The sequence below is a fragment of the Chitinophaga vietnamensis genome (assembly GCF_902167635.1).
Taxonomy (GTDB): domain Bacteria; phylum Bacteroidota; class Bacteroidia; order Chitinophagales; family Chitinophagaceae; genus Chitinophaga; species Chitinophaga vietnamensis.
The window spans coordinates 25,317-50,370 of record NZ_CABHMS010000003.1; the positions used below are offsets into that span (position 1 = coordinate 25,317).

Below are 25,054 nucleotides of genomic sequence, written 5' to 3' on the forward strand. Positions count from 1 at the left end.
ATCTTCGCGAATCCTTTTTAATCCTGTATGAAAAAATCCTGGTAATCCTTTCAATCAGTATAATCCTGAGCAAAGACAAACTACGCTAATATCTCCTCTATCTCCCGCAGTTCTTCTTTTGCGAACTGCACGTTCTGCAGGGCGGCGAGGTTGTTGTCCAGCTGTGCTACGGAGCTGGCGCCAATGAGGACGGTGGTGATGCGTTTGTCTTTGAGTATCCAGGCGAGGGCCATCTGTGCGAGGGATTGGCCACGGCGCTGTGCGATGGCGTTGAGTTTTTTTACCTTTTCGATTTTGGCAGGCGTGATCTCGTTTTCCTGCAGGAAGCCGCTGGGCTTGGCCGCGCGGGAATCTTCCGGGATGCCGTTGAGGTAACGGTCGGTGAGCAGGCCCTGTGCGAGCGGAGAGAAGGGAATGCAACCTACGCCATTGGCCTCAAGCACATCCAGCAGACCGCCTTCTACCCATCTTTCAAACATGCTGTATTTAGGCTGATGGATCAGGCAGGGCGTGCCGAGCGACTTCAATACCTCTATCGCTACTTTTGTTTGTTCGGCGTTGTAGTTGGAGAGGCCCACGTAGAGCGCCTTTCCTTGCTGCACGATGCTGTGCAGCGCACCCATGGTTTCTTCGATAGGCGTTTCCGGGTCAGGACGGTGAGAATAAAAGATATCTACATAGTCCAGTCCCATGCGTTGCAGGCTCTGGTCCAGACTTGAGATCAGGTATTTACGGGAGCCTTTGTCGCCATAGGGACCAGGCCACATGAGGTAACCGGCTTTGGAGGAGATGATCAGCTCATCGCGCAGGTGACCGGTAAAATCTTTTTTCAGGATGCGGCCGAAGTTCTCTTCAGCGCTGCCTGGCACCGGGCCATAGTTGTTGGCCAGATCGAAGTGGGTGATGCCTTTGTCGAAGGCGCGACGTACAATGTTGCGGCCATTCTCGAAATTATCGATGGAACCGAAGTTGTGCCATAGACCTAAAGAAACGGCGGGCAGCTGTATGCCGCTCCTGCCGCAACGGTTGTATAACATACTGTCATATCTGTTGGTGGCCGGTGTGTATTGCATAATGTTGTGTTTTTTCAGGCGGACAAAATAGTAAAAAGAATTACGAAATACGAATTAAGAATGACGGCCCGCCATGCAATCTGCACGGCGGGCCGTCATTCTTAATTCGTATTTCGTAATTCTTTATGCGGACGCGCGCATATCTTTCCCATTCATATTCTCGATCCTGTTCTTGATCTTGTTACTGTCTTTCACTTTCGCAGGAACAGGTCTGATCTCCCATACAATACCGAGGAAGCCCAGTGCTTTGATCACATAATAGGTGATATCAACTTCCCACCAGTAGAAGCCCTGGCGTGCAGCGCTCTGATAGTAGTGATGGTTGTTGTGCCAGCCTTCACCGAGTGTGATGAGGGCGAGCCAGATGCTGTTACGTGATTGATCGCCGGTTTCATAACGCTGCTTGCCGATCTTGTGCATCAGGGAGTTGATGGTGAAGGTACCATGATACAGGAAGATGGTGCTGAGGAAGAAGCCGATGAATACGGTAGAAAGCCCGGCAGTCCAGTCGAACCAACCGGCGCCATTTACTTTGTTACCTACGAAATAACAAGCTACCATCAGTACCAGCGCAGGTACCATGTGGTATTTATTGAGCCAGAACAATTCGGGATGCTTGTGGTCTTTGATCAGATCGTAGCGGGTAGGCTTGTATTCAGGGCCCATGATCCAGCCGATATGCGCGTACCAGAAGCCGTACACGTTAGCAGAATGCGGATCTTCAGGCGTATCGCTGTGTTTGTGGTGGATGCGGTGATTGGCAGACCACCACAGTGCGCCTTTCTGTAAGCTGCTCTGGGCGCCGCCCGCCAGGATGAACTGAAAGAAGCGCGACGTTTTAAAAGCACGATGCGAGAAATACCGGTGATAGCCGGCAGTTACGAAAAACATGCGCACTACATAGAGCGCCCCACACAGGATCCAGTCGAATGCTGTCGTGCCTGTGAAAAATGCCAGTAAGGGCACCAGATGTATGCCCAGGAAATCCACTTGATGCCACCAGTTGGGTGTGCCTCGCTGTTGCTTTATCGCCTTATTCATTTCACAAAGATAGTTTCCACTTTTTGTTTAAGCTATGATTAAAATCATTCCTTGCAAAGGTAAGGGCTTTTCATTGGTTTGAACTGAACTTTTTCTCTCTATGAGATGTTAGGAAGTACGGACAGTCAACCATTTTAACATTAAAAATTTAATTATGTCACAACTCATCTCTACCATTCGCAGTAATGTAAAATATTGGTGGCTCTATTTGCTCAACGGTATCATCTTCCTCCTGGCCGGCATCATCGTATTCCGCAATCCTTTCAGCAGTTATGTATTGCTGAGTATATTCTTCAGCGTTACCCTTTTTGTGACAGGCCTCTTCGAAATATTTTTTGCCGCCGGTAACCGCAAAGCGATGTATGGATGGGGATGGTCGCTGGCATCCGGCATCATCGATGTGGTGATCGGCTTCATCATGATGATCTATCCCGCCGTGAGTATGGCCGTGATCCCGCTCTTCCTCGGTTTCTGGTTCATGTTCAAAGGTATCAGCCTGATCGTCTTCTCTATACAACTGAGCATGGAAAAAATTCCCAACTGGGGTTGGCTGCTCTTAGGCGGCATTGCACTCATCATGGCCGCTGTAGTGATCCTCGATAACCCCGCCCTGGGAGTGGCTACCATCCTGGGTTTGGTGGCAGCGTCCTTTTTTATCACCGGTTTGTTCAGCATCGTTTTTGCCTTCCGCCTGCGCCATTTTAAAAAGGAATTTAAAAATCTGGTAGGATAAAATCTCGGGATGCTTTGTATATTTAGGTACTACCAAATCTGAATTTATATCTCATCCCACATGAAATTCAACAAGATCTATCCGCTGGCATCCTTGCTGCTGGCCGCTTTCCTGCAACAAGGGCAGGCACAGTCGCAGTCGCAGCCTGTGTCGAAGTATGACCAACATGAGGCCTTTGCGCCCTTGTTCTACACCACCAATGGTAATGAATACCGGGCGGCTGATGGCGCCCCTGGCCCGAAGTATTGGCAAAATGCGGCCGATTACCACATCAACGTTTCGCTGGATACGGCACAACATCGTATCAGCGGTACCGTTATCATCAGCTACAAGAACAACAGCCCGCAACAGTTGCCCTTCCTCTGGCTGCAGCTCGACCAGAACGTGTTCCGGGAAGATTCCCGCGGTACGGCCACTGTGGCCTCTACCGGCGACCGCTTCGCCAACCGTGCCTTTACGCAGGGCTTTGAACTCAAGTCGGTGAGCATAGTGAACAATGGCAAATCATCCGCTGCCGATTATCTCGTCAACGATACCCGTATGCAGGTACGCCTCAGCGACGCACTCAAAGCCGGCGGCTCCCTGCAACTGAAAATTGAATACGCTTACACGATCCCCGAATACGGTACCGACCGTACCAGCCGCATGAAAACACGCAATGGATGGATTTACGAAATTGCGCAGTGGTATCCCCGCATGGCGGTATACGATGATGTGCTGGGATGGAACAACATTCCTTATCTCGGCGCATCGGAGTTCTATCTCGAATATGGTAACTTCGATTACACCATCACTGCACCGGCCAACATGCTGGTAGTGGGCTCCGGCGAACTCGCCAACGAAGCACAGGCGCTCACCGCCACAGAAGCGGCCCGCCTTGCCAAAGCCCGCAACAGCGACCAGACGGTGATGATCCGCGATACCACTGATTTCAGCGACAAAGCCGGCGGCAACCGCACCTGGCACTTCGTCTGCAAAAATTCGCGCGACGTGGCCTGGGCCGCCTCCAAAGCATTCATCTGGGATGCCGCAAGGATCAATCTGCCCAATGGCAAAAAAACGCTCGCACAATCTGTATACCCCGCTGAAAGTGCCGGCCCTAAAGCATGGGGACGATCCACAGAATTTGTAAAAGGATGTATAGAACTGTATTCCAAAGAATGGTTCGGCTATACCTATCCGGTAGCTACCAACGTTGCCGGTTTGGTAGGCGGGATGGAATATCCCGGTATCGTATTCTGCTCCTGGCGCTCCACCCAGGGCGGCCTCTGGGGCGTTACCAATCACGAGTTCGGCCATAACTGGTTCCCGATGATCGTAGGCTCCAACGAACGTAAGTTCGCCTGGATGGATGAGGGCTTCAACACCTTCATCAACGGCATTGACAGTAAAGTATTCAACAAAGGCGAATTTGCACAACCGCAACATAATCAGCGCATGGCGCCCATGATGTTTGGCAGTTATGCCGAAGCGATCATGAACACGCCGGATGTGGTCAATCTCGGATACAATGGCGTGGCCGCTTACTTCAAACCGGCCATGGGACTCAATCTCCTGCGTGACCAGATCCTCGGTCCGGAAAGATTTGATTACGCCTTCCGTGAATATGTGAAACGCTGGGCTTTCAAACATCCAACGCCGCAAGACTTCTTCCGCACGATAGAAAATGCCGCCGGCGAAGACCTCAGCTGGTTCTGGCGCGGCTGGTTCCTCTACAGCTGGAAGCTCGACCAGGCCGTGAAAGGTGTGAAATATGTAAAAGATAATCCTGCCAACGGCGCCATGATCACCATCCAGAACCTGGAACAGCTGCCCATGCCAGTAGTGGTCGCCATCAAAGAAGAGAATGGTAAAACAGATACCCTGCGCCTGCCGGTTGAAATATGGCAACGCGGCAGCACCTGGTCATTCCCGTATCATTCTACCTCCAGGTTAATCAGCGTAGTGATCGATCCCAACGGCGATTTTCCCGATATAAACCCCGCCAACAACACCTGGAAAAGCGAGAGCGGAAAACCGGTTCCTGCTGGTGTAACGGCAACGGATATACTGAAAAATTATATCAAAGCCATTGGCGGTGAAGAGAAGCTCAACAGCCTGAAAGACTATTCAATTTCCTACGAAGGCGATGCACAGGGCACACAGATAGAGATCAAACAGCGCTACAAAGCGCCCGACAAACTGACCCAGGAAGTATTTGTACCGATCATCAACCAAACCGTGATGCGCATGGTGGTGAATGGTAACGATATTACCATGATGAATAATGGCAAACAGCAACAGCTGCCAGCTACAGACAAGGCCATGTTCAGAGAACGCATATTGCCCTTCCCGGAATGGCGTTTCCTGAAAGCTCCGTCCAGCACCAAGCTGGAACTGGCGCCCACCACGGAAGATATCAATGGCACTGACGCTTACGTAGTGTCTATCGGCACGTCCGACGGTCTCCTCATGAAAAACTACTATGATACCAAAACCGGTCTGCGCCTGCGTTCCGTTACCCTCGCCGGCCAGGAAGGCAATAACAGTAATAACACTACCACCGACTTCTCCGACTACCGTGCGATTGGTGGCGTGCTATTTCCCTACACCCAACGCACCAATGTCGGCGGCTACGATACCGGCCTGAAACTCACGAAGGCCGAAGCTAACACGGGATTGGGGGATGACTTGTTCAAGTAGCAGGGGGCTCATGATTATATGATTAAAAGGATTTGCAGGATTTTTTTACAGGATTAATAAAGATTAAAAAAAGATTGACGGGAAGATATTAGCGATGGTAGCCCTTGAAGCGCTCAAAGCGCTTCAAGGGCTGGAACCTCGTTAATCTTCTCATCAATCTTTTTTTAATCTTTATTAATCCTGTAAAAAAATTCTGCAAATCCTTTTAATCATATAATCCTGAGCAAAGACTACCTTCGCGGAAAACAAACCATGCGCAAACAACTCCGGCCCATTATGTTCGCAGGTACGGCCTCAGATGTAGGCAAGAGTGTGATTACGGCGGGCTTTTGCCGCATTTTCAGGCAGGATGGTTTTCATCCGGCGCCTTTCAAGGCGCAGAATATGTCGCTGAATAGTTATGCCACGCCGGATGGCTTCGAGATTGGCCGTGCGCAAGCCGTACAGGCCGAAGCGGCAGGAATACCCTGTCATACGGATATGAACCCGGTACTGCTGAAACCCACTAATGACACTACTGCACAGCTAGTGCTGCATGGCCGGCCGGCAGGGAATCAGTCGGCCTGGGAATATTTTATGGCCAACGATCGTCAGCAACTTTTTAATGAGGTGACTATGGCCTTCGACCGGCTCGCGGCACGCTGCAATCCTGTAGTGATGGAAGGCGCAGGCAGTATCTCGGAAATAAACCTGCGCCCGCGCGATATTACCAATATGCGCATGGCGCTGCATGCGCAGGCTGCCGTATACCTCATTGCGGACATCGACCGGGGAGGCGTCTTCGGCAGCGTATATGGTACGCTCGCCTTGTTGCCACCAGAAGAGAAAGCGCTCATCAAAGGGATTATCATCAACAAGTTCCGCGGCGATATCCGCCTCTTCAATGAGGGTCGCTGGCAGCTGGAAGCTCTCACTGGCGTGCCGGTAACAGGTGTGCTGCCTTATTTCCGTGATATTCATATTGAGGAAGAAGATGCCGTAGCGCTGGAAATGAAACAGCGCAAACCGGTGTCGCATAAGGTGAATGTGGCGGTAGTGCTGCTTCGTCATCTCTCTAATTTTACAGATTTTAATGCGCTGGAAAAAGACCCGCGTGTAAATATCTTTTTTACGGATAGCCCGGCGGATATTTTAGCCGCCGATATCGTGATCCTGCCCGGCAGCAAAAACACCCTGGCCGATCTGGTGTCGATCCGGAATAACGGTGTGGCTGCCGCTATAACGGAGGCGCATAAACGAAACAGGATGGTGATCGGTATTTGCGGCGGCTACCAGATGATGGGAATGCACATCGCTGATCCGCATGGCGTGGAAGGCCCTGCCGGCAGTTTGCCCGGGCTCGGCATCCTGCCGGTAAGTACGGTGCTGGCAACGGAAAAAGTAACGCGGCAGCGCCGCTTCCGCTACCGCGATAGCGCTACAGTTTGTGAAGGCTATGAAATTCATATGGGCGATACCGTTAGTGCGCAGCCATCGCCCTTGAATATCCTCGATGACGGCCAGCCCGAGGGTTTCCTGCTGAACGAACGCTGCTGGGGCACTTACCTGCATGGCATCCTCGACAATGCCGCCGTGGTGAACGATCTGCTGGCGCACTGCGGCGCCAGCGCCAGGGATTTTGATTACCGCAATTTCAAGGAACAACAATACGACAAACTCGCGGCGCATATCCGTGAACATCTGGATATCTCCGCTGTTTATAAGGAACTGGAAAATTGAGTGTATTATGATACGAGGTCATGGCGATGATGGCTATCTCTTCAAACGCCCCATAGTGGCGGATTTTAGCTCTAATGTATGGCATGGCGGACTGCCGCCCGGCTTGCAGGCGCATCTGCAGGCGAAGCTTGGCGGCATCAGCCATTATCCGGATGCGGGCGCCAGCAAACTGCAATCGATGCTGGAAGAACAGCTGCGACTGTCGCCTGGTACCGTGATGGTTACCAATGGCGGCACCGAAGCCATCTATCTCATTGCGCAGGCTTTCAGCGGCGCTACCACCACCATTGTGGCGCCCACCTTCGCGGAATATGCCGACGCCTGCCGCATCCACCGGCATCAACTGCAATACCTCCTGTGGGAAAAACTAAGCCCGGCGCTTACTTTCAGTACTGATCTTGTTTTTGTTTGCAATCCTAACAATTCTACAGGTGATGTGATGGAAGATAAAGACCTGCAACAACTCATACAAACCAACCGTCACACCATTTTCGTGATCGATGAAGCCTATATGCCATTTACGCTGGATGCCGCCAGCATGCTGCCGCATCTGCACCGCATGCCCAACGTACTGGTGCTGCGTTCCATGACTAAAACCTGCTGCATCCCCGGTCTTCGCCTCGGTTATCTCGCCGGCCAGAAACACCTGCTGGAGCGGGTGAGCGCCTTTCGCATGCCCTGGTCGGTGAACAGTCTCGCACAGGAAGCGGGCGAATACATCCTCACACATCCGCATGGATTTGATATCCCGCTGGAAAGCTTGCTGGCCGATACTTTTCACCTGCGTAATGCGCTTAAACAGTTTCCGGAGTTGAAAGTATATCCCAGTCGCACGCACTTTTTTTTGTTTGAAACGCTTACCGGCACTGCCGCCGAGCTGAAAGCCTGGCTGGTAGAGCATTACGGCCTGTTGATCCGCGATGCTTCCAATTTTTATGGTTTGGAGCAAGGGCATTGCAGGGTAGCTTGCCGTAATGCAAACGATAATCAATTGCTCATCACTGCCCTGCGCAAATGGACGCATATTTAGCATTTATCTTACCCTTACTTTTGGGTTACGCAGCAGATCTCTTGCTCGGAGATCCGCGCGGGTGGCCACATCCTGTAAAGTTGTTTGGCCGTCTTATCAGCACGGGCACACGCTGGCTCAACAGGGGAGGAGGGCGTTTATTCAAGGGCGCTTTGCTCACACTGTTATTATGCGCAGGTACTTTTTTTATTTTCTGGTGGATAGGGAGATGCCTGGAACGCTGGCCTCTGGCCTGGTATGCCTTCACCAGCCTGTTCGTATTCTTTGCGCTGGCCAACAAAAGCCTGTTGCAGGAAGGGCGGGAAGTATTTGATACGCTGCATACGCAGGGTCTTGAAGCGGGCCGCCAGCGCCTTTCCTGGATCGTAGGGCGCGATACTTCGCAGCTGTCGGCGCAACAGGTACGCATCGCGGTAATGGAGTCGATGTCGGAAAACCTCAGTGATGGCGTGATAGCGCCCTTGTGCTTTTATGCGGCGGGCGGACTGCCAGCCATGATGCTGTATAAAATGATCAATACGCTCGATTCTATGATCGGCTACAAGCGCGATCCATACTGCTATTTCGGGCGGGCGGCTGCTCGTCTCGATGATGTGGCCAATTTTATTCCGGCAAGGCTCACCGCGATACTGATGGTGATCGTGAGCGGTAATGCCCGTGCCTGGCGCTTTATACGGCGTTATGGCCGCGCGCATGCCAGCCCTAATGCCGGGTATCCGGAAGCGGCAATGGCAGGTATCCTGAATACCCGTTTCGGCGGACCTAACACGTATCATGGTGTGCTGGTGGTGAAGCCGTATATTGGTGAAAACGATAGAACCCTCCACCATAAAGACTTTCGCAAGGCGGTGTGCATCAATCACGGGGTTACTTTACTGATGATCATTTGCATGATCGTGATCAGTATGATATTCAAATTTCGATTTGATGAAATCAGTAAATATTTTTTATCTTCGTTGTGATGGCATGTGATAGCGGCTGCCATTGATTTCCATATAGCATTCCGGTTTTTACTAATGATCCTTCATGGTCTCTGTGTGAGACGCATGATGTATCTGCTTTATGGAGTATAGTAAATTATTGTCATGGAGAAAAAAGGGATTAGCATCAGCATCCTCGGGTGCGGCTGGCTGGGAAAACCGCTGGCCTTGCACTTGCAGGCGAAAGGATATGATATCACCGGTTCACGGACCACAGAAGAAGGGGTAAAAGAACTGGCACACCTGGGCATCAAAGCCATGCAGGTAGTAATGAATGAAGAGCAGTTGGAGGCGCCTGCTGCATTCTGGCAGGCAGATATATTGATCGTTAATGTACCGCCGCGTATCCAGCGTGGCGCTGAGGCCTACATAGCAGAAACCCGCCTGCTATGTACGCAGATCCGCAGCGCCCGTATCAAAAAAGTTATCTTCGTCAGTTCTACATCTGTATATCCCAACATCAACGACCGCGTTACAGAGGAATGTGCCGATCCGCCGGAATCCGCTAATGGCGAGGCTTTGCTGGCAGCGGAAAAGCTGCTGTGCGGAATGCGCGGCATTAAAACTACCGTGCTGCGTTTTGGTGGCCTCAGTGGCTACGACCGGATACCGGTTGAAAAAAGCCGTAACAAGCTCCCGCAGTATGTACCCGTGAACGTTATCCACCGCGATGATTGCATCGGCATCATCGAGCGCGTGATAGAGAAAGATGTTTGGGGGGAGATCTTCAATGCCTGCGCCAGCGGTCATCCGCTCCGCTATTACTATTTGCAGGCCGCCGCAGAAGCCAGGGGACTGCCAAAGCCCCGCCGCAAACCCCTGGGCGATGAAGAGAGCTACAAGATCGTTACCAATGTGAAACTGAAGAAAATACTGGAGTACAAATTCTTGTATGACGACCCCCTGAAATTCTTTTGACCGGTACAAAAATTTTTCTTGGAGATATATAAGGGATTATATATATTGTAATCACCTTTGCCAATATCAACCAGGAGATGTAATGGTCATCATCACATGCTATCCTATATACTAAACAATATCTAAACAAGAAAAACTGTGTACCTGTTTTTATTATCCGCCTGTGCCGTATTTCTTTTCCTGACCATTCTCATGTACAGAACCAGCTTCAGGAAGAAAACCGCCATCCCTGTTATCATCAGATCCGCCGATATTTTGAAATTCAACAGCTATAAATCCTATGGCATCATGGCCCTTGTACAGTTCAAAGACGAAGGCCTGCCGCAGATCGGCGAACGCATCATGCAGGAAGGCAGCACCTACAAGATCACTGGTGTGGTGAACGACAAACCCGCGCCAGCAGCGCCCAGGAACGAAGGTATCTGGGAATGTAAACTGGAAAAGATCTGATCATATGGAATATTTCAAAGTATCCTGGCTTCATCAGTTCGACGATGAGCCTGTGCTACTTTACAGCGAAATCGATGCGCAACGCTTCGAAAGCCGCAAAATAGAGATCTATCCCGACGGCAGCTTCGGCATCGCCAACAGCCAGTTCAATTTTGGAGGCACCTGCCTCAGTGATCATGTTATGCCCATGATGGAAGAAATCAACAGCGATGACCAGGTAATCCCTGAACATATTTCAAGGGAAGAATTTGAAATGATCTGGAATGAATACTACTATTTCCTGGCATGAGCCGCAAATGCGGCCAGATATTTATCAATATATTCAGCTTTCGTTCTGGAACGGTACTGCATCACAAAACGCGGATGCTCCAAGGGTACCACAGCTTTGAAGAAGCCTTCTTTTTTGTTCAGCTCACGGAAAAAATTATAATTCTTGCCATTGCCCATGATGTAGCAAACATCGCGGTCGATGGGCCATTCCAGTTGCTGGCGCATGCTGTGGATAATGAAAGGCAGCGTCGCTTTGGTGAGTGCGGCACTGTCGTAATAATTGTAGTTGATCTCTTTGCCGCCGGCCTGTATGGCCGTAAATCCGAGCGGACAAACAGAAGAGATATAGAAATGCTGATAGAACTTCAGCGGCCCGCCATAGGCATTGATCATGTCGTAGATAAAAACGGAAGAAGGTTCATGCGTTTTAAATCCTTTGATGGTGATGCCGCATTGTTCTTCCATGCGTTTGGTATCGGTGAAAGGCACGCCGGTAGCGCCGGAACCGAGCCTGCCCGGATTGATGCCCAATATGATCTGCCGGGTATGCGGGTCATGATAATATTTTTTGTAGAAGCGCGTCATGATATCCATGATCTCATCGCGTTCACGGAAGGGGTTCATCACACGGATGCCTGTGGGCAGTTTGCCTTCGAAATGCAGGCCACGGTTGAATTGTATGATATGATCTGCCAGTGTCAAGGTTGAAATATTTTGACCGGCAATATAACGTAATTAAACGAGCAGGCCATGGGCGCTGATCTTCTCCAGTATGTCCTCTTCGCGGTAAGGTTTGATCACACAATCATTGAAGCCGGAGCGGAGATATAGCGCGATCTCTTCATCGAATGCATTACCGGTGGTGGCGATGATCACGATACCGGCTTTTTTGCGGTCGCTCATCTGTCGGATGCGGGTAACCAGCGTAATACCATCAATGCCTGGCAGCTCTATATCCGAGAGGATCATGTCAAAGTCTTCCTGCTGGTAGATCTCCCAGGCTTCTTCTCCGCTGGCGGCTATACGGAACTGCACCTGTAGCCGGTTGAGCATGAGCGACAGGAGTTGCTGGTTCAGGGCATTATCTTCCACTACCAGCAGGCGCATGCCGGCAGGAATGGTTTTGATGTTGCTGGCTGCGGGCATGTTTACGGGTACAACGATCTTGGTGGCAGGCTGTTGTATCACGGCAGGATACCTGATCTCGAAGTAGAAAGATGAGCCCTGGCCGTGCACGCTTTTCACTTGTATCTTGCCGTCGTGCAGGTCGATGATCTTTTTAGCGATATGCAGTCCTAGCCCGCTGCCTTTGGGCGTTTCATGCCCTTGTTCTTCCGCTTGCGTGAAGGCGTCGAAGAGCTTGGGCAGGTCTTTGTTATGAATGCCGATGCCGGTATCGGTAACGGTTACATGCAGCAGGGTGTGTTGGTCGTCGGTTGCCCGCGTGCCTGCCGTAACAGTGATGCCGCCTTTATCGGTGTATTTGATCGCGTTGGCCACGAGGTTTGTCAATACCTGTTTCAGGCGGAAAGCATCGCCGGATACCTGCAAAGATGTGGGGAAGTAAATATTGACGGTCATATCCAGCGACTTCATCTCTGCCTGTACCATCAATACGCTGCAAACCTCTTCTATGGCGGTGCGGGGAGAGAATTTCTCCTGTTTTAATACGAGCTTGTTGGCGTCTATCTTCGTATAGTCCAGTACGTTATTAACGACAGATAGCAATGTTTCGGCAGAATGGCGTATAGCCGATAACGTTTCTTCCGATTCCGGATGCTGTTCTAACTGCCGTGAATAGCCCAGCAGGGAATGTACCGGCGTGCGCAGCTCATGGCTCAGCGTGGCGGCAAATTCTTCTTTCTGCCTGGCCTGCCTTTCTGCCTGTTGCTTGGCGCGCAGCAAGTCCAGCTCATAGCGGTACAGGCGCATGATAGCGTAGATGATGATGCCCGCCAGCAGTAATATCAGGGGAATCTCCCAGATACTATGCTGATCGATCGCTATCAAAGAACGGCCGATATCGCCGCTCAGTTGCCGCCGGCGCCGGTCGGTAGCGGCTTCCAGCTGCTGCCGCATAGAGGAGAGCTGCGTTTTGAGGTGACTGAACAAGCGCTCGTTCGACATCACCAATTCATATTCCTTGCGGTTCAGGTTAGCATGACTGCTGCCTGCTTCTTTCAGAAACTGGTTATAAGTATCGCGGATATGTTGTAATTGAGATTGGCTGAAAGCCTTGCTCACCGTGTCGGGGCTGTGTTTCACCACTTGTACCTGGCGGCTGGTTTGCTTGCTGGCGGGCTTATTTGCCAGCGCGTCACGAATGCGCCCGAAGAGTTTCTTCTTACTTTTTTTAGTGGTGATGGTAGCGATGGTGACGATCGTATCGGCCTTCTGTGGCGGCTTTACCACCGTTTGTTGCAATTGCTGCAAGGGGAGGGGTATATGATCATCGCGCATCGATTGCGTGAGCGACAAAAGGGAATCCACGTAGCGTTTGCTGTTGAGGAACAGTTCCATTTTCTGGGCTTTGTCCGCCAGCATGCGCTCGGTGGCCTGCTCTGTGGAGGCGGATTGCAAAGCCGTATCGAGGTGTGCACGCACACGTCTCAACTCGTCGATATATTGGTTCAGGTAGTGCCTGTCGTACGTAAGCGTGTAAAAACGGAAATTATTATCCGCCTGGTAAAGTAACTGAATCGCATCGTCGATATGGCTGGCATCTGTTTTTACAGTAACAAAATCTTTTACTGACGTGCCTAATTGCTCGGAAGCCCTTTTCCTCAAAAAAATAATCAGGAAAAAAGAAACCAGCGTTACCACCATTAAAACCAAAATAGCAAAGCGCAAAAAAGTTTTTCTCTCAAGATTATTGTACATCGTGATCTAAAATTGGAATATTGGCTACATGGTTACCCTTTTCAGTGGCTGCGTAAAAATAAGCAATTTTAATTGGAAGAGTATGATTTACAGAAGGTTAGATGGATTTATGTGCAGTGTTTTGTGAATAAGTAAGATATGTATGAATACTATTAATGTATTTTTAATTTCGGTAATATATTTTTAATCGACGAAGGAAAAAACGCTTGCAGAGGTTCTGATAAAAACGGCTTATTTTTCCAGGACGTAAATCATCACTATGTACTTTCTGAAAAAATGCCTGCTCATCATTTTATTGATGATGGGGCTGTCAGTGCAAGCGCAACTATCTTATCCTGACCCTCATTACAATTTTCTTCACAGCGCCAGCGTGGTGCAGGACAGGAACTTTTATCTGTTCACCTTATTGGAGCAGATGCCCGGCGTGGCGGCGGCAGTGGCCAAAGCGCCTGCTTTGCGGAAGCTGGCAGATGAATACCGCCAGCGTTTGTCCGTCAACGTTAGTAGCACGGCAGATGCCGCAGTAGCGCCACTGATGTTTTCAGATGAAGCGATCGCTGAAGTAGGCAAAAGTCTCCCGGCCGTCCTGGAGCAACAACAACAGCTGGCGCCGCTCATGCAGGCGATGCGCAGCAGTGGCCTGTTCCAGCTGTATGAAGGCGATAGCGATACACTGCTGCTTACCCGGGCCTGGCAGGATGCGGCCCATGGCGTAAACTATATCCTCAAGGCATATACCACCAACAAAGGTTTCCGCTATCCTAATATCGATTCGGCCGCTTTTTATGTCAGATCGCCGGCCTATGCGCAATCTGTGCAGGAGCTGTTAAAAAAAGCCTATAGGCGCAACAAGCGCGCGTCGCTCTTCTTCCAGCCCTCGCTGGATGCGGCCATCGCGCTCCTGCTCCTTAACCGTCATGATGAAGCCGCCCGCTATGAACCTTTATCTGTCACTAACAAGGATGCCTATACGAAAATTAAAAGTATTGACTGGACACAGCAGCGATACAGCGCCATCCTCATATTGGGCGCCGGCCCCGGCAATGGCGATAATATCAGCGATGCCGGCAAACAGCGCTGCGCCTACGGCGTAGCCCGGTACCGCAAGGGCGAGGCGCCGTTCATTATCGTATCGGGCGGCCATGTGCATCCTTTCGGCACCCCGTTTTCTGAGGGCGTGGAGATGAAGAAATACCTCGTGAACGTGCTCCACGTACCCGCCGACGCCGTGATCGTAGAACCCTACGCACGCCACACCACCACCAATATCCGCAATGCCGTCCGTATCGCTTTCCGCAGCGGCCTGCCAATGGACAAACGCATGCTCTGCGTATCCGACGCCATGCACCTGACTTACGTGGCATCGCCCATATTCGACAAACGCTGCACCGCCGAACTGGATTACCTCCCCATGAAGGAGATAGCAAAGGAGGAAGATAACGTGCTCTCGTTTGTGCCGGATATCCGCTCCTTGTTTGCGGATGCGCGCGATCCGCTGGACCCGTGATGCAATGGGGGGTATTGGTACACCGGAATATTGGGAATATCGGGAATATTGAAAATATCGGAATATCGAAATATCGGGAATATCCAGAATGTCGGGAATATCGGAATATCCGCAATACCCGTATACCCGGAATACGCGCATACCCGGGCTGACGCCCGGGCCTACCGAGCTATCGCCCCTACGGGGCTGACGTAAGCGGATATACGTTTTCTACCGGGCTATCGCTCCTACGGAGCGAATATTAGCGGGTTTCTACCGGCTACCAATATTACGCCCCTCCGGGGCGATCTACCCTTCAATCAGCCCCGTAGGGGCGATAGCCCGGTAGGCCCGGGTGAACCCCGGGTATGCGGGTATTGCGGGCATTCCGCATAACATCAGCCCCGTAGGGGCGATAGCCCGGTAGGCCCGGGTGAACCCCGGGTATTGCGGGCATTGTGGGCATTCCGCATAACATCAGCCCCGTAGGGGCGATAGCCCGGTAGGCCCGGGTGAAACCCGGGTATTGCGGGTATTGTGGGCATTCCGCATAATATTAGCCCCGTAGGGGCGATAGCTCGGTAGGCCCGGGCGTCAGCCCGGGTATACGGGTATACGGGTATACGGGTATACGGGTATACGGGTATCCCGGGCATTCCGGGCATTCCGGATGAAACCCGGGCGCCCCAATGCGATCCACATAACATCTAACCTCATGGGGCGATACACATATTGTTGATGTATATTTAAACAAGAAAATTCCACTGATGAAACACATACTACTAATCCTCGCTATAGGCGTTACCGTTAGTATTCATGCACAGGTGAAAACCCCCAGAACTCTTTACCCTGGGCTGTTTGAAGCGGTGCAGATGGCGCATATCTATCCTGACGGGAAAACATTTCCGGATATGATCCCGAAGGAAAGCCCGGAGCGGATCATGCAGGATTGGAAGATGGAAAAAGATAAACCGGGCTTTAACCTGAAAGCCTTTGCCGACGCACATTTCGAGCTGCCGGCATCACATGCGGTGGATTATCATAGTAATATTGCGGCTGGTGTTCGTAGTCATATTGATACTTTATGGACAGTGCTGCGCCGTGATCCGGAGCCTTCTGCCAGTCCGTCGCTGATTCCTTTGCCGGAGCCCTATATTGTGCCTGGCGGGCGTTTCCGCGAAGTGTACTATTGGGATTCTTACTTCACGATGCTGGGGCTGAAGGAGAGTGGCCATACGGACCTGATACGCAGCATGATCAACAATTTCGCCTGGCTGATACATACCTATGGTTTCATTCCTAATGGCAACCGTACTTATTTTCTCACGCGCTCACAGCCGCCTTTCTTTTCGATGATGGTGAGGCTGCTGGGCGACAGCCTCCTGCTGCATTACAAAACTGCTATGCTGGAAGAATATGCCTTCTGGATGAAAGGCGCATCGCAGCTGGGGAAGCGCCAGGCGGTGCTGCGCGTGGTAAAGCTGCCGCATGGCGAAGTGCTCAACCGCTACTGGGATAACAGCGATCTGCCACGTGAAGAATCTTACCGGGAAGATGTGGCTGCAGCCAAAACATCGAAGCAGCCGGCGGCACAGTTTTACCGCAACATCCGGGCGGCAGCGGAATCCGGCTGGGATTTCAGCAGCCGCTGGTTCAGTGATCCCATGCAATTATCGACCATCAAAACCACTGATATCATTCCGGTAGATCTGAATGGATTGTTATACCAGCTGGAGATGAATCTCTCGCGTGCCTATGATCAGGCCGGCATGCAGGATTCTGCTACCGTGTTCCGGCAGCGGGCCAGCCGCCGCAAAGCCGCCGTGGTGCGCTATTGCTGGAATAACAAAGCAGGATGGTACCATGATTATAACTGGCGGCAGCAGCGTCAGACAAGGGCTGTTACGATCGCTGGTTGTTTCCCGCTTTTCTTTGAGATGAGCGATGACGACAAAGCCGCGAGGGTAACGGCGTATATCCGTCAACGCATGTTGGCGCCGGGAGGCGTACATACTACCCTGGTAAGCAATCATCAGCAGTGGGACGATCCTAACGGATGGGCGCCGCTGGAAGCCATGACCATCCTCGGCCTCCGCAACTATGGCCAGGTATCGCTTGCCGATACCATCGCGCAGCGCTGGATCGATCTTAATACGGCCGTCTTCAATAAAACCGGTAAGCTCATGGAAAAATATAATATCAGGGATATGCACCTCGATGCCGGTGGCGGCGAATACCCGCTGCAAGATGGTTTCGGCTGGACCAACGGCGTACTGTTAAAATTATTGCACCTGACTAAGCAATGAAGATTATCGTTATCTTGCGATAACTTTCACCAACTGTTCATACTAATCTTCTATGTCAGACCAATCTATGCAACCCTTGTACACGATCCTGGGCGCAGGAGGCGTGATCGCCAATGAACTGGCCACCGAGCTGGTAAAAAATGGCAAACGTGTAAGGCTCGTTAGCCGCTCTCCTAAAGCATTTGCAGGCATCGATGAGCTTTTCCCGGCCGATATCACCAACGCAGAACAAACCATGCAGGCCGTTAAAGGGTCTTCCATCGTATTCCTCTGCGCCGGCCTGAAATACGACCGCAAACTATGGGCTACCGCCTGGCCAGCTATCATGACCAACGTCATCAATGCGTGTAAAGCCGCCGGCGCCAAACTCATCTTCTTCGACAACGTGTATTCGTATGGGTTAGTAGACGGCCCCATGCTGGAAACTACGCCCTATCGCCCCTCATCGAAGAAAGGAGAGATCCGCGCCCGCATCGCCACACAACTGATGGACGAAGTAAAAGCCGGTAACATCACCGCCACCATCGCCAGGGCAGCGGATTTCTACGGCCCCAACGCCGACAAAACAGGTTTCCTCAACCTCCTGATCATCGACAAATTCAAAAAGAAAAGCACAGCCATGTGGCTCGGTCGTGATGATATGACCCACAGCTACACCTATACGCCCGATGCCGGCAAAGGCCTGTACCTGCTCTCACAGGACGACAGCACCTGGAACCAGGTATGGCACCTGCCTACCAGCAACCCTGCGCCGGATGGCAAAGGTTATATGCATATCATCGCCACACAAATGGGCGTAAAACCCAAATACATGAAACTGGGTAAATTCATGATCGGCCTCTCCGGCCTTTTTGATGGCACCATCAAAGAACTCGGCGAGATGCTTTATCAGAACAACTATCCATATATCTTCAACTCTACAAAGTTTGAAAAACACTTCAATTTCAAACCAACTTCCTACGAAGAAGGCGTGAAAGCCACGCTGGCAGCGGCAAAGCAATAAATCTCTATTACTCTACTAATTTTGTAGGAAAATAATTTGGTGGATTGGATTTCTGTTATATCTTTGCACCAGTTCTTACAATAGCTTATCAAGAAAGGAGGAGGGACATGGCCCGATGATACCTTAGCAACCATTACCGCGCAAGCGGTGAAAGGTGCTGCATCCATCCTCAGCCACTGCTGAGGGAAGATAAGTCAGAAAATATTTGCGGATTTTTTGATTTATGGATTTTCAGATTTTAAATCCGTAAATCGTAAATCAAAAAATCCGTAAATCCCAAAACTCTCCCATCTTCCCCCATCTTCTTGATTTGCTTCTTTGCTGAAGAACACTGTTTAATCAATTTTTCATCAAACTAAAAATCAACGCAAGATGAGTACCATTACTGAACTGATCCACTCCATTCCCGTAGATCCGCAAACCGGCGCTATTGCAGTGCCCATCTATCAAACTTCTACTTTTGTACAGGAAGCGCCAGGCGTAAACAAAGGCTACGACTATGCCCGCAGCAACAATCCTACCCGCGAAGCATTGGAAAAAATAGTAGCCCAACTGGAAGGAGGCGCCGCGGCATCTGCCTTTTCCAGCGGCCTCGCCGCCATCGACGCGGTATTGAAACTCCTGAAATCCGGCGACGAAATTGTAGCAGTAGATGATATCTATGGCGGCGCTTTCCGTCTCTTTAATAAAGTATATGAAAAATTCGGTATCCGCGTAACGTATGTAGATACTTCCGATACACAAGCGGTATTCAACGCCATCACGCCGGCCACCCGGCTGATATGGCTGGAAACGCCTACCAATCCCACTTTGAAGATATCCGATATCGAAGCGATCGGCCGCATTGCGCGGGCGCATAATATCCTGTTCTGCGTAGATAATACTTTCGCATCGCCGGTGCTGCAAAAGCCGCTGAGCCTCGGCGCCGACCTCGTAATACACAGCGCTACCAAATATCTCGGCGGCCATAGCGATCTGATTGCAGGGGTCGTGATCAGTAAAACGGAACAGCTGGGACAGGAAATTAAATTCTATCAAAATGCCTGTGGTGCGGTATTGTCGCCCTTCGACAGTTTCCTGTTGATACGCGGTATTGAAACATTACACCTGCGCGTGAAACAACATGGCTTCAATGCACAAGTACTGGCCGAATACCTTGAACAGCATCCTGCTGTAGCAAAAGTGTATTATCCCGGATTACCTTCCCACCCGGGGCATGAGCTGGCAAAGCGCCAGAGCAAAGGATTTGGCGGTATCATCTCCTTTACTTTAAAAGATGATAACGAAGCGGCAGCCACAGCTTTTGTGACCAGCACAAAATATTTTAAACTGGCAGAAAGCCTGGGCGGCATCAAAAGCCTGCTTTGTCATCCCGCAGCGATGACCCACAAATCCATTCCAGCAGAGAAGAGGAGAGAAGCGGGCGTGAGTGATAGCCTGATCCGTTTGTCGGTAGGACTGGAAGAAGTAGACGACCTGCTCGCCGATCTGGAGCAAGCCTTTAAGAAGTTGCCGGAACCTGTTTATGCAGAAAACGTGCAGTGAGCATAGCGGCAACATTATCGCCGGTGGCATTGAGGATGGTGGCCAGCGGATCTACCAGGGTGCCGATGATCATCAGTGGCGGCAAGGCTTCCGGCGGAAAGCCATAAACGCTCATCACCAGCATCTCGCCAATATAGCCGCCATTGGGCACGCCGCCTTCCACAATACTTACGATCACCGTCATGCCCAAGGCCGACAGGATCGTAACGGGATTGTCGAAATGCTTGCCGAACATCGCAAACACCACCGCCATTTTGATGATAGAGGAGATGCTGGAACCATCTTTATGCAGGGTAGCGCCCAGCGGCACCACTACGCTGCCCACTTCAACGGGCACGCCCATACGTTGTACCGCCTGTAAATTGGCGGGGATGGTGGCGATGCTGCTGCCCGTGCCCACCGCGGTAAGCGTAGGAATGATGTTGTGCTTCCAGAAGATCTTCACGCCGGGGAAACCACCGGCAACAAATGCGTAAAAACTGAAACCAACCAGAAAATAAACAATCCCAAAGCCGTAATAGATGCCCAGCGAATGGGCATAGGTCCCGAACAGCTGCGGCCCTACGGTGCCTACCTGGTAGGCAAAGTAGGCGCCCAGCCCAATGGGCCCGGCTTTCATGATGAGGCCCAGCAATTGTATCATCACCTCGTTGCCGGATAACAGGAAGCTCCGGAAACTGGCGCCTTTCTCTCCCGCCAGGTGCGCCGCAAAGCCCGTGATCACCGAAAAGATGATGAAAGGCAACATATTCTTGCGCGATAGCAATTCATAAAACTCGCTGACCGTCAGCAAGCGTACCAGCTGATCGCCCCAGGTGCCTGCCTGTGCTATCTCTTCAGGTTTCGATAACTGTACTGGTTGGTGTATCGGAAATATCCATATGGTGACGATGGTGAAGAAAGCAGAGATCAGGATGGTAGAGAGAAATACGATCGACATTATGCCCAGCACCTTTCCCAGCTTGCTGCCTTTGTCGATCTGTGCGATGGCCGAAGCGATGCAGAAAAATACCAGCGGGATCACCGCCGTGAGCAGCAGGTTGATGAACAGATCGCCGAAAGGCTTGAGTACAGCCACTTTAGCACCAAGCGCCAAACCGGCAATGCTACCGGCAACAATACCTCCCAGCAGCCAGAACATGCTGCTATACGTTTTGATGAATCCCATACGGAAATTTTTTCCTCTTACAATTATAGCGTAATTCTCGATTCTGATCAGTAATTTTAGCGCCACGTTAAAAGTGAACAATGAGAAAAATGATCGCAAGAGGTGTGTTGGCAACAGCCCTGATGGCTGGCCTGCTCACCGCCACTGCCTTTCACGCTGAAGCCCAGTACAGGCTTCGCTTCAATGGCGCCAGTAATTTCGTGGAACTGAACGGTAAAGACCTCCAGCCACCCTACACCGTAGAGTGCCTCGTGAGCCGTAACAAGGTAAGCACCTATTCCTCGCTGCTCACCAGCGGCGACTATGAAAGCGGTATCCGCCTGGAACAGTACAATAATACCAACAAGATAGGATTGACGAAGAAAGGTAAGTTCGATGTGCTGTTCGACTATGAACTGCCGGTGGGCAAACTCACGCACATCGCACTGGTGGCCGATAGCGCGCATACTTCGTTGTTCGTGGATGGCAAATTCATTCAACGCATCGATAAAAGTATTCCGCTGCCGCTGTCGCAGATCGGCCTTGATGCCGACGGCTTCGGTACCCTCAACGCCACGCTGGATGAGATGCGCATGTGGGATATGGAACTGTCGCCCGAAACCATTGCCCGCCTTGCTTTCAAAGAGGTGACCAGCGAGGACCCGGCCCACGGCCACCTGCTGCATTACTATAAATTCGATGAAGGCAGCGGCAACGTTGTTAAAGACCACAAAGGCACGCTCAATGGGAAGATCTTCCTGGCCAGCTACGAAAAAGTATATCCGCTGGATATCGCGCTCACCAACGTGGTAACACCGCTCAACGGGAAAGATAAATTCTCCGCACAAGAGCCGGTGACCATCCGCGTTACCAACCTCGGCACACAGGCCGTGAATGAACCGGTACAGCTGCAATACACGCTGGGCAACGGCGGCGCCGTTAAAACAGTAACGGTGCCCTTCAACACCCAGCCCTTGCCGCCTTACGCCATCCGCGATGTGCTCCTCGAAACCGCCAACCTCGGGAGCAAAGGTATCTGGCCGCTGGAAGTGAAAGCCATCCTCCAGGGAGATGAGCATACTGCCAATAATCAATTGTCTACCCATCTCCTGTTAAAAAAAGTACCGCTCACCCAGATCATCAAGGTGAGCAAACAGCCCAGCAACCTGCTGTTCACACTCGGCAATGCTTTCGTAAAACTGCAATTACTGCAACCCGACATTTATCGCATACAAGTGAGCAGCGACGGCAAGTTTGAAGATGCCATGCAAAATGGTATTGTTGTGTGGAATGGCGACGCAGCCGTGCCTTACGAGCTTAAAGAGCATCCGTCTTATTATGATCTCAATACATCCAAAATAACACTCCGTATTCAGAAATCCCCTTTTCGTATAGCCATGTACGATAAACAAGGGAAGAAGATCATGGAAGAGACGGAACCGATCAGTCTTGGCGAACATGCCACCGCCGCGCTGCAACGCGGGGCCAATGATTATTTCTATGGCGGTGGTATGCAGAACGGTAATTTCTCGCATCGCGACAGCATCGTGAATATCCGCAATGATTTCGGCAACTGGGGCGCTAACACTACTTCCAATCCGGCGCCTTTCTTCGTGAGCACCGCAGGTTACGGCATCTTCCGCAATACTTTCAACAAAGGTACCTATGCCTTCAAAGACACGGTGCTGCTGCAACACGAAGGCCACGAATACGATGCCTACTACTTCTACGGGCCTTCTATCAAAGCTGTGCTGGAAGAATATACGCACGTAACCGGCCGTCCTTTTATGGCGCCGCGCTGGGGCCTCGAATTTGGCGATGCCGATTGCTACAACAAGAAAGGCGTTACCGGCGATGTGATTAAAAAGGTAGCACAGGTATACCGCGATCAAAACCTGCCTGGCGGCTGGATACTGCCCAACGATGGCTATGGCTGCGGCTATCAGGGCCTCGACACCGTAGTGCAACGGCTGCATGCTCTTGGCTTCCACACCGGCCTCTGGACAGAGAACGGCGTCGAAAAGATCAAAGATGAAGTGGGCCGTCTCGGCACCCGCTGCATGAAACTCGACGTAGCCTGGGTAGGCCCCGGCTACAAATGGGGACTGGATGGTTGTCGCGCCGCCTTCAACGGTATCGAGCAAAATGCCGATGCCCGCGGCTTCATCTGGTGCGTAGCCGGATGGGCGGGCACGCAACGTTACTCCACCATCTGGAGCGGCGATCAGAGCGGCAACTGGGAATACATCCGTTTTCACATCCCCACGGTGATCGGCAGCGGCCTTTCGGGTTTCAACTATGCCACCGGCGATGTGGATGGCATCTTCAAAGGCAGCGCCAAAACCTATGTGCGCGATATGCAATGGAAATGTTTCACGCCGGTGTATATGGCTATCAGTGGCTGGGCCAAGGCCAACAAACAGCCATGGGCGCAGGGAGAGCCGTATACAAGCATCAACAGAAAATATATGATGTTGAAAATGCGTCTCACGCCATACATGTACTCTTACTGCCGTGAGGCGTATGAAACCGGTACGCCTGTATGCCGTGCCCTCGTGCTGGAATATCCCAATGACCCGGTTACCTGGGGCAAAGCCACGCAATACCAGTTCCTCAGCGGCGAATACCTGCTGGTGGCGCCGGTTTACAAAGATGAAGAAAAGCGCGACAGCATCTACCTGCCAGCAGGTACCTGGCGTGATTATGATAATGGCGCCATCTATCAGGGTAAGCAATGGCTTAACAATTTCGCCGCGCCGCTGGACAAGCTCCCTTTGTTCGTGAAAAACGGCGCCATCATCCCGAAATATCCTGCCATGCTGTATGATGGTGAAAAGCCCAAGGATACCCTCACCCTCGAGATCTATCCCGGCGCCAACGGCCATTTCAAGCTCTATGAAGATGATGGCGCTACGCTGGCCTACCGCACCAGTAACGCCTTCGCCTATACGAACATTATCTCACGCGCAATAAACAATACTACTACGATCCTCGTAGGCGCCACCAGCGGCCATTACAAAGGCCAGCTCGAAAAACGCAGCCTGAAACTGGAAGTGTTCATGACCAAAGCGCCTGCCCGCATTACCCTCAACGGCAAAGCCCTTACCAGCTGGAAATACGACCCCGCCTACAAAAAAGGTTGTGTGTTCATTGATGCCGGTGTAGTAGACGTGAGGAAGGAGCAAAAGATGATGGTTGATTAGCGCGAAGGTTGTCTGGCTCAGGATTATAGTGATTTAAAGGATTACCAGGATTTTTTTATAAGGATTAATAGAGATTAAAATCAAGATTCGCGAAGATCAACTCGAAAATCTTATCTAATCTTTATTAATCCTTGTAAAAAAATCCTGGTAATCCTTTAAATCATTATAATCCTGAACCAGACAACCTTCGCGCGAACAATCGCGCTATCAATTTGTTTATCACGAATGGAATCAATCCATTCTTATGAAAAGTTTGCTGGTTTGTTTGTTACTCTTTGTGGCGGCGGTCTATAGTCCGCGCCAGGTGCGCAGTTATACGGTAGGGGATGTGCTCAGGCATGCACGGCAGTTGAGTAATGACAGCACCACCGTTAAGATTAACGGTTATATTACGAAGAAAGTAGGCAGCGGCGTATATCTCTTTGAAGATCGTACTGCTGAAATATACCTGTATGCAGAAGATAAATATCTCCCTGAAAAACCTTTCGATGAAAGAGTGGCGCTGGTAGTGCAGGCGCTCGTACAGTATGAATACAACAAGCCCATCACCCTGCGGGCGAATAAGACAATTACCAGCGAATAAAGACA

General features: G+C 51.1%; 19 protein-coding genes and 1 riboswitch. Of the genes, 14 read left to right on the plus strand and 5 right to left on the minus strand.

What is annotated here, in order from left to right; genetic code table 11:
* Positions 1 to 80: 80 nt before the first annotated feature.
* Positions 81 to 1,073, minus strand: coding sequence for an L-glyceraldehyde 3-phosphate reductase (mgrA, locus tag FPG75_RS08245; RefSeq protein WP_143306309.1), 993 nt, complete (start codon positions 1,071 to 1,073; stop codon positions 81 to 83).
* A gap of 123 nt (positions 1,074 to 1,196) precedes the next feature.
* Positions 1,197 to 2,114: an acyl-CoA desaturase gene (locus FPG75_RS08250; RefSeq protein ID WP_143306310.1), complete on the minus strand. Its 918-nt coding sequence runs from the start codon at positions 2,112 to 2,114 to the stop codon at positions 1,197 to 1,199.
* 154 nt (positions 2,115 to 2,268) lie between these two features.
* Here FPG75_RS08250 and FPG75_RS08255 point away from each other — a divergent pair, with 154 nt between their 5' ends.
* From FPG75_RS08255 to FPG75_RS08290, 8 genes are all read left to right on the plus strand, one after another.
* A complete protein-coding gene (locus tag FPG75_RS08255) occupies positions 2,269 to 2,847 on the plus strand; it encodes an HdeD family acid-resistance protein (protein ID WP_143306311.1) in 579 nt (192 codons plus the stop codon).
* Positions 2,848 to 2,907: 60 nt separating this feature from the next.
* The gene (locus FPG75_RS08260; protein WP_161596726.1) at positions 2,908 to 5,529 is read left to right on the plus strand and encodes a M1 family metallopeptidase; all 2,622 of its coding nucleotides are present in this window, start codon (positions 2,908 to 2,910) and stop codon (positions 5,527 to 5,529) included.
* 252 nt (positions 5,530 to 5,781) lie between these two features.
* Positions 5,782 to 7,248 carry a cobyric acid synthase gene (locus FPG75_RS08265; RefSeq protein ID WP_143306312.1) on the plus strand — a complete coding sequence of 489 codons (1,467 nt, stop codon included), beginning with the start codon at positions 5,782 to 5,784 and terminating at the stop codon, positions 7,246 to 7,248.
* 7 nt (positions 7,249 to 7,255) lie between these two features.
* Positions 7,256 to 8,278: a pyridoxal phosphate-dependent aminotransferase gene (locus tag FPG75_RS08270; protein WP_143306313.1), complete on the plus strand. Its 1,023-nt coding sequence runs from the start codon at positions 7,256 to 7,258 to the stop codon at positions 8,276 to 8,278.
* 20 nt (positions 8,279 to 8,298) lie between these two features.
* Positions 8,299 to 9,240: an adenosylcobinamide-phosphate synthase CbiB gene (gene cbiB, locus FPG75_RS08275; protein ID WP_236652747.1), complete on the plus strand. Its 942-nt coding sequence runs from the start codon at positions 8,299 to 8,301 to the stop codon at positions 9,238 to 9,240.
* Positions 9,241 to 9,363: 123 nt separating this feature from the next.
* Positions 9,364 to 10,176, plus strand: coding sequence for an SDR family oxidoreductase (locus tag FPG75_RS08280; RefSeq protein WP_143306315.1), 813 nt, complete (start codon positions 9,364 to 9,366; stop codon positions 10,174 to 10,176).
* A 138-nt stretch (positions 10,177 to 10,314) separates the two neighbouring features.
* Positions 10,315 to 10,626: a hypothetical protein gene (locus FPG75_RS08285; protein ID WP_143306316.1), complete on the plus strand. Its 312-nt coding sequence runs from the start codon at positions 10,315 to 10,317 to the stop codon at positions 10,624 to 10,626.
* A 4-nt stretch (positions 10,627 to 10,630) separates the two neighbouring features.
* Positions 10,631 to 10,915, plus strand: coding sequence for a DUF6881 domain-containing protein (locus tag FPG75_RS08290; RefSeq protein ID WP_143306317.1), 285 nt, complete (start codon positions 10,631 to 10,633; stop codon positions 10,913 to 10,915).
* On the opposite strand, the gene FPG75_RS08295 is transcribed toward FPG75_RS08290, so the two are convergent.
* Together FPG75_RS08295 and FPG75_RS08300 are read right to left on the minus strand one after the other, a co-directional pair.
* Positions 10,900 to 11,598 carry a uracil-DNA glycosylase family protein gene (locus tag FPG75_RS08295; RefSeq protein WP_143306318.1) on the minus strand — a complete coding sequence of 233 codons (699 nt, stop codon included), beginning with the start codon at positions 11,596 to 11,598 and terminating at the stop codon, positions 10,900 to 10,902. The two genes, FPG75_RS08290 and FPG75_RS08295, sit on opposite strands and share 16 nt — an antisense overlap.
* A gap of 33 nt (positions 11,599 to 11,631) precedes the next feature.
* The gene (locus tag FPG75_RS08300; RefSeq protein WP_161596727.1) at positions 11,632 to 13,683 is read right to left on the minus strand and encodes a hybrid sensor histidine kinase/response regulator; all 2,052 of its coding nucleotides are present in this window, start codon (positions 13,681 to 13,683) and stop codon (positions 11,632 to 11,634) included.
* A 352-nt stretch (positions 13,684 to 14,035) separates the two neighbouring features.
* Between FPG75_RS08300 and FPG75_RS08305 the strand changes: the two genes are divergently transcribed.
* From FPG75_RS08305 to FPG75_RS08320, 4 genes are all read left to right on the plus strand, one after another.
* A complete protein-coding gene (locus FPG75_RS08305; protein ID WP_143306320.1) occupies positions 14,036 to 15,283 on the plus strand; it encodes a YdcF family protein in 1,248 nt (415 codons plus the stop codon).
* Positions 15,284 to 16,029: 746 nt separating this feature from the next.
* Complete coding sequence (gene treF, locus FPG75_RS08310; protein WP_201747913.1) at positions 16,030 to 17,568, plus strand: alpha,alpha-trehalase TreF; 1,539 nt, start codon at positions 16,030 to 16,032, stop codon at positions 17,566 to 17,568.
* 52 nt (positions 17,569 to 17,620) lie between these two features.
* A complete protein-coding gene (locus FPG75_RS08315) occupies positions 17,621 to 18,571 on the plus strand; it encodes an NAD-dependent epimerase/dehydratase family protein (protein ID WP_143306322.1) in 951 nt (316 codons plus the stop codon).
* Positions 18,572 to 18,653: 82 nt separating this feature from the next.
* Positions 18,654 to 18,767, plus strand: a riboswitch (SAM riboswitch).
* Between the two features lie 176 nt (positions 18,768 to 18,943).
* Positions 18,944 to 20,116 carry a trans-sulfuration enzyme family protein gene (locus FPG75_RS08320; protein WP_143306323.1) on the plus strand — a complete coding sequence of 391 codons (1,173 nt, stop codon included), beginning with the start codon at positions 18,944 to 18,946 and terminating at the stop codon, positions 20,114 to 20,116.
* On the opposite strand, the gene FPG75_RS08325 is transcribed toward FPG75_RS08320, so the two are convergent.
* Positions 20,073 to 21,284 (minus strand): dicarboxylate/amino acid:cation symporter, encoded by a 1,212-nt coding sequence (locus tag FPG75_RS08325; RefSeq protein ID WP_143306324.1) that lies wholly within the window; start codon positions 21,282 to 21,284, stop codon positions 20,073 to 20,075. The two genes, FPG75_RS08320 and FPG75_RS08325, sit on opposite strands and share 44 nt — an antisense overlap.
* Before the next feature lie 80 nt (positions 21,285 to 21,364).
* On the opposite strand from FPG75_RS08325, the gene FPG75_RS08330 reads away from it, so the two are divergent.
* Together FPG75_RS08330 and FPG75_RS08335 are read left to right on the plus strand one after the other, a co-directional pair.
* Positions 21,365 to 24,466, plus strand: coding sequence for a TIM-barrel domain-containing protein (locus FPG75_RS08330; RefSeq protein WP_143306325.1), 3,102 nt, complete (start codon positions 21,365 to 21,367; stop codon positions 24,464 to 24,466).
* Between the two features lie 244 nt (positions 24,467 to 24,710).
* Entirely contained in the window at positions 24,711 to 25,049 is a 339-nt protein-coding gene (locus tag FPG75_RS08335; protein WP_143306326.1) for a NirD/YgiW/YdeI family stress tolerance protein, read from the plus strand.
* The last annotated feature ends 5 nt before the right edge of the window (positions 25,050 to 25,054 follow it).